This is a genomic window from Bacillus sp. 3G2 (assembly GCF_044324725.1).
GTDB classification, from domain to species: Bacteria; Bacillota; Bacilli; order Bacillales; family Bacillaceae_G; genus Bacillus_A; species Bacillus_A mobilis.
The window spans coordinates 2,892,863-2,908,210 of sequence record NZ_CP172246.1 but is presented as its reverse complement, the minus strand read 5'-3'; the positions used below and the strand labels follow the sequence as shown (position 1 = coordinate 2,908,210).

12 protein-coding genes and 2 pseudogenes are annotated in these 15,348 nt (G+C 35.6%); 8 read left to right on the top strand and 6 right to left on the bottom strand.

Translation table 11 applies throughout. The features are described 5' to 3' along the window. Positions 1 to 147: 147 nt before the first annotated feature. From ACHZK0_RS14930 to ycaC, 4 genes are all read right to left on the bottom strand, one after another. Entirely contained in the window at positions 148 to 1,983 is a 1,836-nt protein-coding gene (locus ACHZK0_RS14930; protein WP_395760570.1) for an amidohydrolase, read from the bottom strand. A 13-nt stretch (positions 1,984 to 1,996) separates the two neighbouring features. Beyond that, the gene (locus ACHZK0_RS14925; RefSeq protein WP_395760569.1) at positions 1,997 to 2,590 is read right to left on the bottom strand and encodes an antibiotic biosynthesis monooxygenase; all 594 of its coding nucleotides are present in this window, start codon (positions 2,588 to 2,590) and stop codon (positions 1,997 to 1,999) included. Continuing rightward, on the bottom strand, positions 2,587 to 3,231 hold the full coding sequence (locus ACHZK0_RS14920; protein ID WP_000067162.1) for a hydrolase: 645 nt from the start codon (positions 3,229 to 3,231) through the stop codon (positions 2,587 to 2,589). Before ACHZK0_RS14920 ends, ACHZK0_RS14925 begins: the two co-directional genes overlap by 4 nt. A gap of 174 nt (positions 3,232 to 3,405) precedes the next feature. After that, positions 3,406 to 4,050 carry an isochorismate family cysteine hydrolase YcaC gene (gene ycaC, locus ACHZK0_RS14915; RefSeq protein WP_377921974.1) on the bottom strand — a complete coding sequence of 215 codons (645 nt, stop codon included), beginning with the start codon at positions 4,048 to 4,050 and terminating at the stop codon, positions 3,406 to 3,408. A 507-nt stretch (positions 4,051 to 4,557) separates the two neighbouring features. Between ycaC and ACHZK0_RS14910 the strand changes: the two genes are divergently transcribed. After that, a complete protein-coding gene (locus tag ACHZK0_RS14910; protein ID WP_262743356.1) occupies positions 4,558 to 5,394 on the top strand; it encodes an alpha/beta fold hydrolase in 837 nt (278 codons plus the stop codon). Between the two features lie 387 nt (positions 5,395 to 5,781). Next, positions 5,782 to 7,371 (top strand): bifunctional metallophosphatase/5'-nucleotidase, encoded by a 1,590-nt coding sequence (locus tag ACHZK0_RS14905; RefSeq protein ID WP_395760568.1) that lies wholly within the window; start codon positions 5,782 to 5,784, stop codon positions 7,369 to 7,371. Between the two features lie 263 nt (positions 7,372 to 7,634). On the opposite strand, the gene ACHZK0_RS14900 is transcribed toward ACHZK0_RS14905, so the two are convergent. Continuing rightward, complete coding sequence (locus ACHZK0_RS14900; protein ID WP_395760567.1) at positions 7,635 to 8,054, bottom strand: DUF1259 domain-containing protein; 420 nt, start codon at positions 8,052 to 8,054, stop codon at positions 7,635 to 7,637. A 670-nt stretch (positions 8,055 to 8,724) separates the two neighbouring features. On the opposite strand from ACHZK0_RS14900, the gene ACHZK0_RS14895 reads away from it, so the two are divergent. Together ACHZK0_RS14895 and ACHZK0_RS14890 are read left to right on the top strand one after the other, a co-directional pair. Next, entirely contained in the window at positions 8,725 to 9,990 is a 1,266-nt protein-coding gene (locus ACHZK0_RS14895; RefSeq protein WP_395760566.1) for a Y-family DNA polymerase, read from the top strand. Further along, the gene (locus ACHZK0_RS14890; protein ID WP_395760565.1) at positions 9,987 to 10,328 is read left to right on the top strand and encodes a YolD-like family protein; all 342 of its coding nucleotides are present in this window, start codon (positions 9,987 to 9,989) and stop codon (positions 10,326 to 10,328) included. The genes ACHZK0_RS14895 and ACHZK0_RS14890 overlap by 4 nt, the downstream gene beginning before the upstream one ends. A gap of 167 nt (positions 10,329 to 10,495) precedes the next feature. Here the strand turns inward: ACHZK0_RS14890 and ACHZK0_RS14885 are convergent, their stop codons facing one another. Next, on the bottom strand, positions 10,496 to 10,933 hold the full coding sequence (locus tag ACHZK0_RS14885) for an Lrp/AsnC family transcriptional regulator (RefSeq protein ID WP_000372089.1): 438 nt from the start codon (positions 10,931 to 10,933) through the stop codon (positions 10,496 to 10,498). Positions 10,934 to 11,075: 142 nt separating this feature from the next. Between ACHZK0_RS14885 and ACHZK0_RS14880 the strand changes: the two genes are divergently transcribed. The 4 genes and pseudogenes from ACHZK0_RS14880 to ppsA all read left to right on the top strand — a co-directional run bounded on the left by ACHZK0_RS14880 (position 11,076) and on the right by ppsA (position 15,284). Beyond that, a complete protein-coding gene (locus tag ACHZK0_RS14880; protein WP_000722336.1) occupies positions 11,076 to 11,657 on the top strand; it encodes a DJ-1/PfpI family protein in 582 nt (193 codons plus the stop codon). A 129-nt stretch (positions 11,658 to 11,786) separates the two neighbouring features. After that, positions 11,787 to 11,960, top strand: a pseudogene (locus ACHZK0_RS14875) (LysE family translocator); the annotation flags it as partial. A 316-nt stretch (positions 11,961 to 12,276) separates the two neighbouring features. Then, a pseudogene (locus tag ACHZK0_RS14870) lies at positions 12,277 to 12,556 on the top strand (YolD-like family protein). A gap of 121 nt (positions 12,557 to 12,677) precedes the next feature. Beyond that, entirely contained in the window at positions 12,678 to 15,284 is a 2,607-nt protein-coding gene (gene ppsA / locus ACHZK0_RS14865; protein WP_395760564.1) for a phosphoenolpyruvate synthase, read from the top strand. The last annotated feature ends 64 nt before the right edge of the window (positions 15,285 to 15,348 follow it).

Here is a 15,348-nt window from a genome sequence, read left to right as displayed (position 1 = left end):
TAGTCGACCAAAAGAGAAGACTGTCAAAAACAAGTCAAGTTAATCCATCAACTCTTCGGTCTTATCGTATAGTAATACATTCCATTAGGGATATACATATCCTTATTGCACAAAGAAAACCACCGGCATTATACCGGTGGTTTTGACTTAGAAAGCAAAGCAAGTACAACCAATACCCCATTTAGTTCCATCTTTTCCTATTACGGTATGAGTGTGTTGGTGGAGAGGGTTACTGCAACTATGTAACTTGTGATCATGGGCATCGTGAGAAAGTATAGTGTGGGCTATGTTAGCACCACCATAACCATAAACTCCCGTCGGTGCCCAATCAGGTGATGCTGGTGGTAATTCAGGTGATAAATTTTTAAATTCATCATTTCCATAAACAATCTGCCCACCCATAATGGTGAGTAATGATTCAAGGTTCTTGATTTCTTCTTCTGGCACAGTAAAGTAATCAGCAGACAATACAGCAAGATCAGCAAACTGACCTACTGCAAGGGTTCCTTTTTTACCTTCATCACCAGAGAACCACGCACTTCCTTTTGAATATAATTCCAGGGCTACTTTTCTATCAAGTTTATTTTTTTCATCGTATATTGAAAGTCCACCAATGGTTTTTCCGGCAACCATCCAGTAAAGAGCGACCCAAGGGTTATAGCTAGAAACCCTAGTTGCATCACTTCCAGCGCCAACAGGTATACCTAGGTCTAACATACGATAAATTGGAGGAGTACGCTTTGCAGCTTCCTTCCCGTATAAATCAACAAAGTACTCACCTTGAAAAGCCATGCGGTCTTGGATGGCAATACCGCCATTTAAAGCTTTAACACGCTCCATACTACGATCTGAGATTGTTTCTGCATGGTCAAACCACCATCGTAGACCATTAAAAGGAATTTCTTTATTGACTTCCTCAAATACATTTAAGAAACGTGTGATTGACTCGTCATAAGTTGCATGTAAACGGAATGGCCAACGGTTTTCCACCAATAAAGAAATTACTTTCTTTAAGTCAGCTTCCATCATCGTAGCTAGTTCAGGCCGTGGCATTTGAAATTTTTCAAAATCGGCTGCTGAGAATACTAACATTTCTCCGGCACCATTCATTTTATACTTATCAGTTCCTTGACCTGGAGAAACAATTTTTGCCCATGAAGCAAAATCTTCATATTCATGATTAGGATTTTGGGTAAATAGATTATAAGCAATACGCAAAGTTAATTGTTCCTTCTCGGCTAGATGTTCAACAACTTTGTAGTCATCAGGATAATTTTGGAACCCGCCACCTGCGTCAATAGCACTTGTAATACCTAATCTATTTAATTCGCGCATAAAATGGCGAGTTGAATTAATCTGGTCGTCAAAATTAAGTATTGGTGCTTTACCCAAACTTGAATAAAGAATAGAAGCGTTAGGATTTGCAATTAAAAGGCCCGTTGGATTCCCTCGTTTATCTCGCTCAATTAAGCAGCCTGGAGGGTCTGGGGTATCTTTTGTGTATCCCAGTGCACGCAGCCCAGCACGATTTACAAGTGCTCTATCGTAAAGATGTAGCACAAAGACAGGTGTGTCTTCAGAAACAGCATTAATCTCTTCCAAAGTTGGCAACCGTCTCTCTTTAAATTGAAATTCAGACCAACCTCCAACTACTCTTACCCACTGAGGAGCAGGTGTACGCCTTGCCTGTTCTTTGAGCATTTCGAGAGCTATGGCAAGTGAAGGTACACCTTCCCATCGTAATTCCATATTATAATGAAGACCGCCACGAATAACGTGTATATGAGAGTCATTCAGGCCTGGGATAACTCTCTTTCTTTTAAGGTTTATTTTTTTTGTTTTTTCTGTGGCACTATTAAGAATCTCATCTCCACCTACTGCAGTTATTAAACCATCAGTTATGGCGATAGCAGATACCTCAGGTTGAGAGGGATCAAGGGTAGTAATTTTTCCGTTATATAAGATCATATCCGGTACATTCATATTCACACCTCGTCTACTTCCTATTATTTTGTAACCACGGATGGAATAATTTACCAAAAATCGGCATAACTACCCATGATAGCAAGGACACTATACATACAGAAACGAAAAAAGCGGACATAATAGGATTCATATGTTTTATAATAGGTCCTATCAATTTAGGAACTAACATGCTAAGAGGCCATACACCCAGAAGGGTAACGATAGACATTTTCCATTTTGACGGTGGAACTGGCGTTTTCGGAGTAACAAACCAATAAGCCAAACTGCTTTCAGTTTTGTAACTCGGATTAGTAACTTGAAATTGTTCTGCCGTTTTTAACAAATCTCGGCGAACATCTGATTCTTGCCAAGCACGTAGATGCTCATACGTATCAAAGCGAAAAATAACAGTATACTCTCTGGATGCATTATTAGGGACTATTAGATTTACACCTAAATGCCCTGGGAATTTAGTAGCTGCAGCTTCGATTTCATGTCTCCATGTTTCAAACTGTTTTTCTTTACCTTGTTGAATTTCCCATGTAACAATCGTTGTTACTGGATCGGCAGCATCCATTGTGTTCTCTGTATGAGTCTCTTCGACAGCTACTCCTTCTTGTTTCATATTTTCCTACTTGGAAGCGCGCCATGCACCATAGTATATGCGTATTCTACACCTTGACCATACGCACCAGTATGTTCCTTTACAATCTCCATTACAGCATCATAAGTGTCTTTGTGTGCCCAGTCACGTTGGTATTCAAGTAAAACTTGAATTGCTGTCACTGGAATTGCGCCGGCTTGTTCTACACGACGCATAGCAGCGTTATGTGCTGTCAAACTAGTACCACCTGAAGCATCATCAACTGCATACACCTCATAGCCAGCTTTAATTGCTTCAAGCACAGGGAATGCAAGGCAAACTTCAGTCCAAAGTGCTGCAAATATTAATTTTTTTCTACCTGTTGCTTTAACTGCTTCAACAAATTTTGGATCTTCCCAAGAATTCATTGAACTGCGTTCTATAATTTCATGGTTTGGGAATATGTCAAGAATTTGCGGCCAAAAATAACCAGAAAAGCTGCGTGTCTCAACTGTAGTAAGAATAGTAGGTACGTTAAAAGTTTTTGCTGATTTAGCAAGCAGCATAACGTTATTAATCAATGTTTGTCTATCAATACTTGCAACGCCAAAAGTCATTTGGGGCTGAAAATCAATCAAAATTAAGGCACTGTTCTCCGGATTTAACAATTCTAAATTACTCATAATAAAACGCTCCTTTTTTAATTGTTTAAAATTATTTATTGAAAGTAATGTATCTTCTGTTAATTAAAGCTCTGCTGTACTTTTTAATGTAAAATTTAGTGCTGATTTAATCAGCACTAAATCTATACGGTCTACTTTTAAAAAGTAATTTAAAGCTATTTCTTTGGAATACATTTATGCATTTTGTTTACTAAGATCGCGCTGAGCTCCCCTATAGCTTCCAATTATATTTTGATAACCTGGAAGATTACTAGCAAGTAAATTGCCAAAACCTTCAACATCGTTGCGCCAATCTCGTTGTAATTCGCAAGCTACGCTAAACCAGTTCATAAGTTGCACACCATTATGTGCCATACGCGTATTGGCAGCATCTGCAACTTGTTTGCTGAAAGTTCCTGAAGCATCAGTAACAGCAAATACTTCATATCCAGCTTTTATAGCGGAAAGTGCCGGGAAAGCAACACAAACGTCCGTAACTACGCCTGCGATGATAAGTTGTTTTTTTCCAGTTTCTTCGATTGCTTTTACAAAATCATCATTATCCCATGCGTTAATTTGTCCAGGTCGAGCTATTTTGGGTGCGTGAGGAAAGAGATCAACCAATTCTTGCATTAAAGGCCCATTAGGTCCGTTTTCAAAGCTAGTTGTTAAAATAACTGGTAAATCAAAAAACTTAGCAGTGTGAGCAAGAGCTAAAACATTGTTCTTAAATTCATTAACACCATAGTCACGTACTAGTCCGGACATAAGACCAGTTTGATGATCTACTAAAAGCACGACAGCATCATCTTTGTTAATACGAGAATAGAGATCAGTCATTATGTATTCCTCCTAAAAATTAAGTAATCGAAGAAATTTTAAACAGTGGAATATTATCCTAAATTTCTTCGTTTGTTACGATTAGTTTGTAACTAAACTGAAAGTTAATATAAGTTATAGCAGCATTCACGGAACATGAAGCGCTATACAAATTTATAGTATTTGAAAACCAATTGGTTAATCAATTCTAAATTATCTATAATTTGCATAGGTGGTAACTATAGTTATTTTCACTATAAAATGAATTGGTTTTACCTATAGATTCTATAGATAGAACGATATTGATAGTCTCCTATTTTTGTTATTAGAATTGAATAGGAGGAATGTTCAGCAAATGCTTTGTGATGAAAAAGGTATGAGATGGGGAAGTGTTCCATAAACAAAAAATGAATTCATCGGAACAATAGAGTTTCATGCTTAGCGTTCACAATATAAATGTGCATAAATAGGTTATGAGATTCATCCGGATTATTGAAGAAAAGGATATATATTAAAGGAGGTAGGAGAATGGCAAAAATTACTGTAGGAACCGAAAATCAAGCGCCAATTGAGATATATTATGAGGATCATGGCATAGGAAAACCAGTTGTACTCATTCATGGTTGGCCGTTAAGTGGTCGATCTTGGGAATACCAAGTTCCCGCTCTTGTTGAGGCTGGATACAGAGTTATAACATATGATCGTCGTGGCTTTGGAAAATCATCTCAGCCGTGGGAAGGGTATGAATATGATACCTTTACTTCTGATTTACATCAATTATTAGAACAGTTAGAGCTTCAAAATGTCACACTTGTTGGTTTTTCTATGGGTGGAGGCGAGGTAGCACGATATATTGGGAAATATGGAACGAATAGAGTAGAGAAGGCTGTATTTGCAGGAGCTGTACCGCCATTCCTGTACAAGTCTGCAGATCATCCTGAGGGTGTATTAGATGATGTAGCAATTCAAGGATTTGAAAATGGAGTAAAAAGTGATCGCTTAGCATTTCTTGATGAGTTTACGAAAGGATTTTTTGCTGCTGGAGATCGAACTGACTTAGTTAGTGAACCATTTCGACTTTACAATAGGGATATCGCTGCGGGTGCATCACCTAAAGGAACACTAGATTGTATCGCTGCTTTCAGCAAAACAGACTTCAGGGGCGATTTAGCCAAGGTTAATATACCTACCCTTGTTATTCATGGTGATTCAGATGCAACTGTACCATTTGAATATAGTGGGAAGTTAACACATGAAGCAATTCCTAATTCTAAAGTAACGTTAATAAAGGGTGGTCCACATGGGCTAAATGCAACGCATGCCAAAGAATTTAATGAAGCACTCCTATCATTTTTAAAAGACTGATTACAACTATATAATTGTTAATTGATTATTATAAACAAGTTAAAATAAAGCTTTATAAAAGATGCTCTTGGATAAATCCAGGAGCATCTTTTTAAATAGTGATATTGGGATGTTAGGTTGATAAATCTCCATTAGTTTCGAATTGAATATTCTTCTTAATAGCTAAAATGTAAGGATTAGCTTTTTTAGGTCTCTTATATGTATTTATGTATTACTATATTAATATAAAAAAATAACTTGAATAACCCTCAAAACAAAGATTTTTTGTCAGAAAAAAATAAAACATTATTAATTTTTATAATTAGTTGAATTTTTATAGAAATAATTCTCTTAATATATTAAAATAACATTGTATTATGTCAGATTTTAATTAGGGAGAGAAATTTTATGTTGAAAAAAATCATTCCAGTTGCTTTAGCAATAAGTACAGTTACTTTTACTAGTGTATTTGCTGCGCCTTCAGCACAAGCAAGTACAGAACCAAACCGCTACATAGATGTGCAAATGCTCGGTATTAACGATTTTCATGGGCAACTAGACACTGTAAAAAAGATTAACAATAAAGATGCAGGGGGAATTGAGTACTTAGGGGCTTATTTACGTGATCGTGAAAAACAAAATCCGAATACATTAAAGGTACATGCGGGCGATGTTGTTGGAGCAAGTACTCCTGTTTCAGCATTATTACAAGACGAACCTACGATTGAATTTCTAAATGATTTGAAATTCGATGTTGGGACTATAGGAAATCATGAATTTGATGAAGGTGTTGCGGAAATGAACCGCCTTATTTATGGTGGATACCATGAGAAAACAGGAAATTTTAAAGGAGCAAAATTCCCATATGTTGCTGCAAATTTCTATAATAAATCCACCGGTCGTTTATTTTTACCACCATTCACGATAAAAAAGGTGCAAGGAGTTCCAGTTGGATTTATCGGAGTCGTAACAACGGATGTTCCTAACCTTGTTATGCCTACTATGCTAAAGAATGTAGAAATTACAGATGAAGTTGAGGCTATTAACAAATCCGTAAAGCAATTACAAAAGCTAGGCGTTAAATCTATCGTTGTTCTTGCACATAACGGAGGTACAACAGATGGGAACGGCGTAACAAATGGTGATATCGTCCGATTAGCAAATGAGACTGATCCAGAAGTTGATGTTATTTTTGGTGGGCATAGCCACACTTATGTAAATGGAACTGTTAATAATAAACTTGTCGTACAAGCAAATTCTTATGGTATGGCTTTTGCTGATGTTGATGTAAAGATTGATCGTAAGACACAAGATATTGTTGAGAAAAAAGCAGAAATTGTTACAACTTACCATGAAGGCATGGAGCCTGATAAAAAAATAAAGAAGAAGATGGAGAAATATCAAGCAAAAATCGCACCTCTTGTTAATGAAGTTGTAGGTAAGTCTATTGCGCCACTAGATCGTAAACTCAATACGGCTGGTGAATCTACTCTTGGAAATTTAGTTGCTGATGCTCAGCGCGCAACAATGCAATCTCAAATTGCACTTATGAATCCTGGTGGTATTCGTAATGACTTAGATGCTGGTGATATTACATGGGGAGAGATATATGGTATTCAACCATTCGGAAATCAATTAATAAAAGTAAATTTAACAGGCCAAGACATTCGTGATATCTTAAATCAACAATGGCAAAAAGACATAACAAGAATGCTTCAAATTTCAGGGATCCAATACACTTGGGATGCAAACAAACCTAATGGAGAAAAAGTAACAAGTATTCGCTTAACAAATGGAGAAGAAATTATTCCTTCTAAAACTTACAGCGTCGTTGCTAACGCATTTCTAGCTTCAGGTGGAGATGGATTTGTATCCTTTAAAAACGGTAAAGATGCTGAAACAGGACCAACTGATTTTGAAGCATTAGTAGATTATATAAAAAAATCAAAAGAACCAATTCAGTCTATTATTGATGGAAGAATTCAAAAAATAAATTAGTTTTTTATTAATCTCAAAAACAACTAGATTACCTGTGCGCTATACTTTTTAGTGTGCGGGTAATCTATTTTTGTGGGTTTGAAATAAAGTCTTACTGTGGCCAATGGGTATACCGTCTAGATGCAGAGTGCAGAAAACAATGAAGTAAACAAAAGCTGATATCTTGAACGTACATGGAGTTTTTTTTCGGATACAAAGTGAAATAATTTTATTATGTTCCCACATATGGCAAATGTAATGTGTAAATATACCCGAAACACCAATCATTGCGCCTCATTATTCGCGATAGGATAGCTACGTAAGGTCAAAAAAGAATGGGCTAACTTTTGTGCAAAATGTAATGGAGGCTCTACCGATTGGATATGAATATACATAATTAAGGGATCCATGTACAGCCAGTGATTATGTAAAGCACTTACAATAATTCCTTGTTGTACAATGGATTTCATAAATGCAGGAATTTCTTCTTGTAGAATAGCGATTTCGCCTAAATTTAATGCATTACCATTTGGATCTAACGATTCAAAACTTACTCCGACAGGCACTACAGAAGTACTCGGTTTTCCTTGAACAAGCACCCTAAAATCGCGGTGAAAAGACACCGAACAACCACCTTGAGTTCTTTTACCTTTCCCTTTAAGTATTGTAGCAAATTGTTCACAAAGGAAATTAAAATTGTGCATAAATTCAATTCCTTTCTTGTACAAAATTATGTAATTAGAGATTCGGTTGAGGAGATACAGATAAAGTGAAACTTTAATCAGTGGGGGTTTTGTTCATCTCCCACTGATTATTAGTTGAACCAATCGGGCTTTTACTGCCCGTTAATGCGGGATAAACAATCTTTCTTCAACATACAAAAAAACAGGCTGTGATTTTAATGTATCCAATGTTTATTTTCAAAGAAATACACGCGATATTACTTGGATATTCAGAATTTCATTGAAGATGATTCATGTATCCGGGTTAATAAATTTATAAAGTATGCAATTATACGCTTTTAGTTTATGTAGGTTAGATAAATAGGTGTCTAAATTTGAGTGATAAAACTAGAAAAACAATGTTGAGAAAATAACCAATAATAATTTATTTTCTATAAACAAGCACTGCTAAATAGTACTCTTTTTCGGAATAAGTCTTTTTTATATAAGTATATTGCTACTATGAAAATATCTATTTACATTTTAAGTATAGAAAACAGTTCTTATGAATATGGAGGAAAATTCTTCAAGTTTTTCTTAATAAGATTTTAATAACGGTTATTTTAACCAAAAATTTCATAAAAATACCTTTAAAAAGAACAAGGGTTCGTATATAATAAGAACAAATGTTCTTTTGTTAGGAGTGATAACCTTGTATGATTATTCTCTTTTACCGAATCGTATTATTTTATGTGTAGATCTTCGTAGCTTTTATGCAAGCGTGTCATGTATTAAAAAAGGACTTGATCCACGATATACAAAATTGGCTGTTGTAGGAGATGTAAACCGGAGTGGATCAATCGTATTAGCAGCAACACCGCCATTAAAAGGGTTAGGAATAAAGAAGATGGCAAGATTGTACGAAATACCGAAGCGGCCAGATATTATTATTGTGAATCCAATTATGCATACGTATATGAAGTGTTCAACCTATATAACAGGCTTAGCTTTACAGTATGTTGCGCCCGAAGATTTTCATCAATATAGTATCGATGAGTTTTTTATGGACATGACCGCAAGTATTCATTTGTTTGCGAGTAATCCGTGCGATTTCGCATTAAAGTTTAAGCGAGAAATATATGAACGTACACGGATCGAAAGTACGATTGGTATTGGACCAAATTTATTATTGAGTAAAGTAGCGATGGATGTGGAAGCGAAAAAGAATAACGATGGAATAGCGCAGTGGACGTATGACGATATACCCGAGAAGTTATGGAGTATTAGACCACTCAGTAAATTTTGGGGTATATCGTATAAAACGGAAATGAAGTTAAATCGAAAAGGTATACATACGATTGGGGATTTAGCACAATACCCGTTGAAGTATTTAAAACAATCATTTGGTGTAATAGGAGAAGAATTACACTTACATAGTAACGGGATTGATTTCAGTAGAATAGCAGAAAAATACGTTCCAGCAACAACATCTATAGCAAAAAGCCAAATATTATTTCGTGATTATTCAATAGAAGAGTTCATCGTTATTTTATTAGAGCATGTAGAAGAAGTTTGTTACAGATTGAGAAGCGAAAAGAAATACGCGCAAACGATTCATTTTTCAGTTGGATATAGTAAGGAATACGGAGGAGGAATAAAAAAAGCACATACGTTAAATAGAGCAACAAATTTGACGATGGATATTTACAATGTTTGTACCTATTTTTTATACGAGAGGCATACAGGAGAGCCGATTCGATCGATAAGTCTTTCATTAACAAATTTAATACATGAAGGGGAAGAGCAAATTTCGCTTTTCGATAACATTATACAAAGAGAAAAAGAAATGAGATTAACGAAGGTTATGGACGAAATTCGAACACGATTTGGTAAGAACAGTATTTTACGTGGAATTTCCTACACAAGCGTCGCAACAGCAAGATATAGAAACACATTATTAGGAGGACATAAATCGTGATGAATGCTAATATGCCAAAAGGAAGAGGAATGGTTAAGTGGCAACCGTTTGCTAGTATGCCAGAGCAGTTCGTCTGTATTAAAGACATGATACAGGAGCAAACAAAAATCTCGCGTCCAATCTTAACGCAAGATGCCAAAGAAAGGATTGAAAATAAGCTGTTAATTTCATATTTAGGTGAAGAAGAGGTTTTACTTACATATTATAAAAATGGCTATCTATATAAAAATTACATAACAGTAGCTGATATAAATCCATTAAATAAGACGATTACTTGTACCGATGTTTTTCGTAATCAAAGAATATTAAAGTTTTGTGATGTAATTGAGATTGATTAAATTATGCTTTTCTATGCAGCAGGCTTATTTTTTCGAGCTAGTCCAGCTGCATAGAAAGGTCCGTAGGTGTTTTTTAATGGCTATTAACAGCCCTTTCAGTGGTACGAATATAACATACAAAAATTATCCTTCTGCATAAGCAATAGTTAATTATTATGCCATTATTTTTATTCTTCACTAATAAAAGGAGTAATTATCTTTTTTTCATAAGAAGATAACACAATATTCGTTGATGGAGTACCATATTGCATTGAATCATCAATAAATTGTTCTAAACTTTCTACAGAATGTGTTGCTATTTTGACAATATAGCTAATTTCTCCTGCTACTCTGTAACACTCAAGTACATCTGGATGATTGTAGCAAAAGTTAGATAATGATTTACAATTTGTTGATTTAAACAGTATAAGTGCAGAAATTGGACGATTTATTTTTTTTAGAGAAACATGTGCATGGTAACCTTCAATAATTTGTTGTTCCTCTAACTTTCGTACTCGCTCAGTTACTGACGGGGAAGATAAATGAACCGCTTCCGCTAAATCCTTCATTGATATTTTTGCATTTGACTGTAATAGTCCAACGATTTTTTTATCAATTTGATCCATAAATTATCCAACCTTTTTTTATAAAATAGAATAACCTAAATTCTTTATAAAATAAAGCCGAACAATCAAATATCCTTATTGAACTTATTTATCAGCCTTCTATACTTGTATAAAATAAGGGTAGAAGGAGGCGGTTTACGATATGAAAAAGATTTTATTATTATTAGCTGACGGTTTTGAAGCAGTAGAAGCTAGTGTATTTACAGATGTACTAGGCTGGAATAAATGGGAGGGAGATGGATCAACCGAGGTCGTAACAGTTGGTCTTCGGAATAAATTAACTTGTACTTGGAATTTTACTGTCATACCCGAAAAAACAGTTGATGATATTCAATTAGATGAGTTTGATGCGCTAGCTATTCCAGGAGGGTTTGAAGAAGCTGGTTTTTATCGGGATGCATATAGTAGAGAATTCTTACATGTTATTCAACATTTTTATGCCAAGCAGAAGCCTATTGCCAGTATTTGTGTTGCATCATTAACGCTTGGAAAAAGTGGAATTCTTGTAGGTAAAAAAGCTACCACATACAGTCATCCAACGAGTAAACGAAAAGAGCAGTTAAAGAATTTCGGTGCAATAGTACAAAATGATTTAATTGTACAAGATGGAAACATTATTACATCATCAAATCCAGGCACAGCTTTTGATGTTGCGTTTTTATTACTTGAAAAATTAACATCTAAAAAGAATGCTGAACATGTAAAGGATCTTATGGGATTTTAGGCATTTATTCTTCTTGTGAGTTTTTGGTGCTTGCTAGAAGTAAGGTGAAAAGTCGCCGTGCTCTATTTACTGAACTAGAAAAAAAGAGAAAGGGTTAATTATTACAATACTTATAATAGGAGAATTTTTATGATTATAACACTTTTCACATATATTTTGTTAGGTCTATCTTTAGCGATACCTGCAGGTGCTATGACAGTTCAAATGACGAAACAAGGAATGAGAAATGGCTTCGTACATGGTTGGTTTGTAGGTATAGGAGGAATGACTGTAGATTTATCTTTAATAGTCCTGATTTATTTAGTGAAGAGTGTCGAGTATGTAATTTAGTTTAAAATTACATGTCCATCAATTTAAGAATTATATAACGCCTTCAAACAAAACTGTCCATTTTCACTTGGAGGGATAGCATCAACAAAACGTGAATTTCGTTCACTAAGCAATTTTTCACATAGAAAAGGCCGATTCCCTGTACGCTAAGGGAATTGGCCTTTTTTATCAGTGTAAGAAACATTCAACCGTTGTTACAAAGCATCATTAAAATACGAACGTATATACTTCAATAACAGCTAATCAAATGATAAGAAAACCACTGTAGTATATTTAACCGTTTGCTAGTATGCCAGAGCAGTTCGCATGTATTAATGACATGATACAGGAGCAAACAAAGATCCTGCGTCCAATCTTAACACAAGATGCAAAAGAAAGAATTGAAAATGAGCTGTTAATTTCATATTTAGGTGAGGAAGAGGTTTTACTTACATATTATAAAAATGGCTATCTATATAAAAATTACATAACAGTAGCTGATATAAATTCGTTAAATGAGACGATTACTTGTACGGACTTTTCATAATCAAAGAATGTTTAAGTTTGGGGATGTAATGGAAGTGGATTAAAGGGCGGAAATATCTCTTCCTAACTTAATTATATCATGTAAATCAAGTTCGAAATAGACTGTTTATTCATATTGACTACTGCTACAATCAAGAACACATGCAAAGTAAGGAGAGATGTTACATGAGTTCTTTCGTTCTCGATTTTCAGGAAATAGAAAACACGCAGCTTTCGCTCGTCGGTGGGAAAGGTTTGAATTTAGGGAAATTAACAAACATTCAAGGTATACAAGTACCTGAAGGTTTTTGTGTTACAACGGTAGGATATGAAAAGGCTAGCGAGCAAAATGAAGAGCTTCAAACTTTGTTGCAGCAGCTAACCAAGTTGAAAAAGGAAGAGCGAGCTCAAATTGGTGAAATAAGTACGAAGATTAGAGAAGTTATTATGCTAGTAGAAATCCCTTCTGATGTAGTGGAAGCGGTAACTCATTATCTCTCACGTTTTGGAAATGAACATGCGTATGCCGTGCGTTCTAGTGCTACGGCTGAAGATTTACCGTATGCCTCATTTGCTGGTCAACAAGATACGTATTTGAATGTTATCGGAGAAAACGCAATTTTACAGCATGTAAGAAAGTGCTGGGCTTCTTTATTTACAGAGCGAGCAGTTATGTACCGCATGCAAAATGGTTTTGAACATAATCAAGTTTCTATATGTGTTGTCGTTCAAAAAATGGTTTTCCCTGAGGCTTCGGGCATTTTATTTACGGCTGATCCGGTTACTTCTAACCGAAAGGTGCTATCAATTGATGCAAGTTTTGGACTTGGTGAGGCGTTAGTATCAGGACTGGTTTCTGCCGATAATTATAAAGTAAAAGAAGGCGAAATTACTGAAGCGATGATAGCGACTAAAAAAGTAGCTATTTATGCTGTAAAAGAGGGCGGAACAGAGACGAAACAGATTAATCCGGCACAGCAAAAGCTTCAAACATTGTCTGAACAACAAATTTTACAACTAGCAAGTATCGGAAGGCAGATTGAAGCTTATTTTGGCTGTCCGCAAGATATTGAATGGTGTTTAGCCCATGATACATTTTATATTGTCCAAAGTCGTCCCATTACGACGTTATATCCAATCCCTGAAGAAAATGATGGGGAAAATCATGTATATATATCAGTTGGTCACCAACAAATGATGACCGATGCGATGAAACCACTAGGGTTATCTTTTTTCCTGTTAACGACTAATGCCCCTATGCGTAAAGCGGGAGGAAGGCTATTTGTGGATGCTACACAAAGATTGGCTTCACCTGCTAGCAGGGATTACCTAATAAATACGTTAGGAAAATCAGATCCGCTTATAAGAGATGCATTAACGACTGTAGTCGAGCGAGATAATTTTATTACATTGTTACCGGATGAAGAAACGGAAAAGAGTGCTAGTAAAAGTAAGCCACCAGTAAGTTCGCAACCAGAAATTGAAAGTGATCCAGCAATCGTTACGGAATTAATACAGAATAGTGAAGCATCACTTGAAGAGTTAAAACAAAATATGCAACTGAAATCAGGAGTGGACATACTTGATTTTATTTTGGAAGATATTCAGCAATTAAAGAAAGTATTGTTTAATCCGCAAAGTATAGCAGTTATTATGGCAGGTATGAATGCTTCAACATGGATCAATGAAAAAATGGAGCAATGGCTGGGCGAAAAGAATGCAGCGGACACCCTTTCTCAATCGGTGCAAAATAATATTACGTCGGAAATGGGTTTAGCATTAATGGAAGTTGCTGATGTGATTCGGCCGTACGAAGAAGTTATTGCGTATTTACAACATGTAGAAAATGATAGCTTTTTAGATGAATTCGTTCAGTTTAAAGGCGGGGAAAAAGCTCGAGAGGCAATAGATGCTTTTCTAAATAAATACGGAATGAGATGTAGTGGCGAAATCGACATTACGAAAACGCGCTGGAGTGAGAAGCCAACAACCATTATCCCGATGATTTTAAATAATATAAGAGATTTTGAATATGGTGCAAGTAAACGGAAATTTGAAGAAGGACTGCAAGAAGCTTTGAAAAAAGAAGAAGAGTTAGTAGATCGATTGCAGCATTTACCAGATGGTACACAAAAAGTAGAAGAAACGAAGCGAATGATTCGCAACATCCGTAATTGTATCGGTTATCGTGAATATCCAAAATACGGCATGATTAATCGTTATTTCATATATAAGCAGGCGTTATTGAAAGAAGCTGAGCAACTTGTGCAGAGCGGTGTCATTCATGAAGTCGATGATATATACTATTTAACTTTTGAAGAACTTCACGAAGTTGTTCGCACGAATAAATTAGATTACGAGCTTATTCATAAACAAAAAAATGAGTACAAATTATATGAAAAACTAACGCCTCCGCGAATTATGACATCTGATGGAGAAATCATTACAGGTAAATATAAACGAGAAAATATCCCGGCTGACGCGGTTGTAGGTTTGCCTGTTTCATCTGGAGTTATAGAAGGAAGAGCTCGCGTTATTTTAAACATGGAAGAAGCGAATTTAGAAGAGGGAGATATATTAGTTACTGCTTTTACTGATCCGGGCTGGACACCGTTATTTGTTTCTATAAAAGGGTTAGTCACTGAAGTTGGCGGACTTATGACGCACGGAGCAGTGATTGCACGTGAATATGGATTACCAGCAGTCGTCGGAGTAGAGAATGCTACGAAACTAATAAAAGATGGGCAACGAATTCGGGTACATGGAACAGAAGGGTATATTGAAGTGTTGTAGTTGCACCATAGATAATAAAGAGATTAATCACTATAATTAGTGACTAATCTCTTTATTTTTGTAG

Excerpts from the sequence above, each read along its gene's own strand:
- ACHZK0_RS14885 (WP_000372089.1), bottom strand. The coding sequence starts at position 10,933 with ATGGATCAAATTGATAAAAAAATCGTTGGACTATTACAGTCAAATGCA.
- ACHZK0_RS14920 (WP_000067162.1), bottom strand. The coding sequence starts at position 3,231 with ATGAGTAATTTAGAATTGTTAAATCCGGAGAACAGTGCCTTAATTTTG.
- ycaC (WP_377921974.1), bottom strand. The coding sequence starts at position 4,050 with ATGACTGATCTCTATTCTCGTATTAACAAAGATGATGCTGTCGTGCTT.
- ACHZK0_RS14905 (WP_395760568.1), top strand. The coding sequence starts at position 5,782 with ATGTTGAAAAAAATCATTCCAGTTGCTTTAGCAATAAGTACAGTTACT.
- ACHZK0_RS14930 (WP_395760570.1), bottom strand. The coding sequence starts at position 1,983 with ATGAATGTACCGGATATGATCTTATATAACGGAAAAATTACTACCCTT.
- ppsA (WP_395760564.1), top strand. The coding sequence starts at position 12,678 with ATGAGTTCTTTCGTTCTCGATTTTCAGGAAATAGAAAACACGCAGCTT.
- ACHZK0_RS14880 (WP_000722336.1), top strand. The coding sequence starts at position 11,076 with ATGAAAAAGATTTTATTATTATTAGCTGACGGTTTTGAAGCAGTAGAA.
- ACHZK0_RS14900 (WP_395760567.1), bottom strand. The coding sequence starts at position 8,054 with ATGCACAATTTTAATTTCCTTTGTGAACAATTTGCTACAATACTTAAA.
- ACHZK0_RS14910 (WP_262743356.1), top strand. The coding sequence starts at position 4,558 with ATGGCAAAAATTACTGTAGGAACCGAAAATCAAGCGCCAATTGAGATA.
- ACHZK0_RS14925 (WP_395760569.1), bottom strand. The coding sequence starts at position 2,590 with ATGAAACAAGAAGGAGTAGCTGTCGAAGAGACTCATACAGAGAACACA.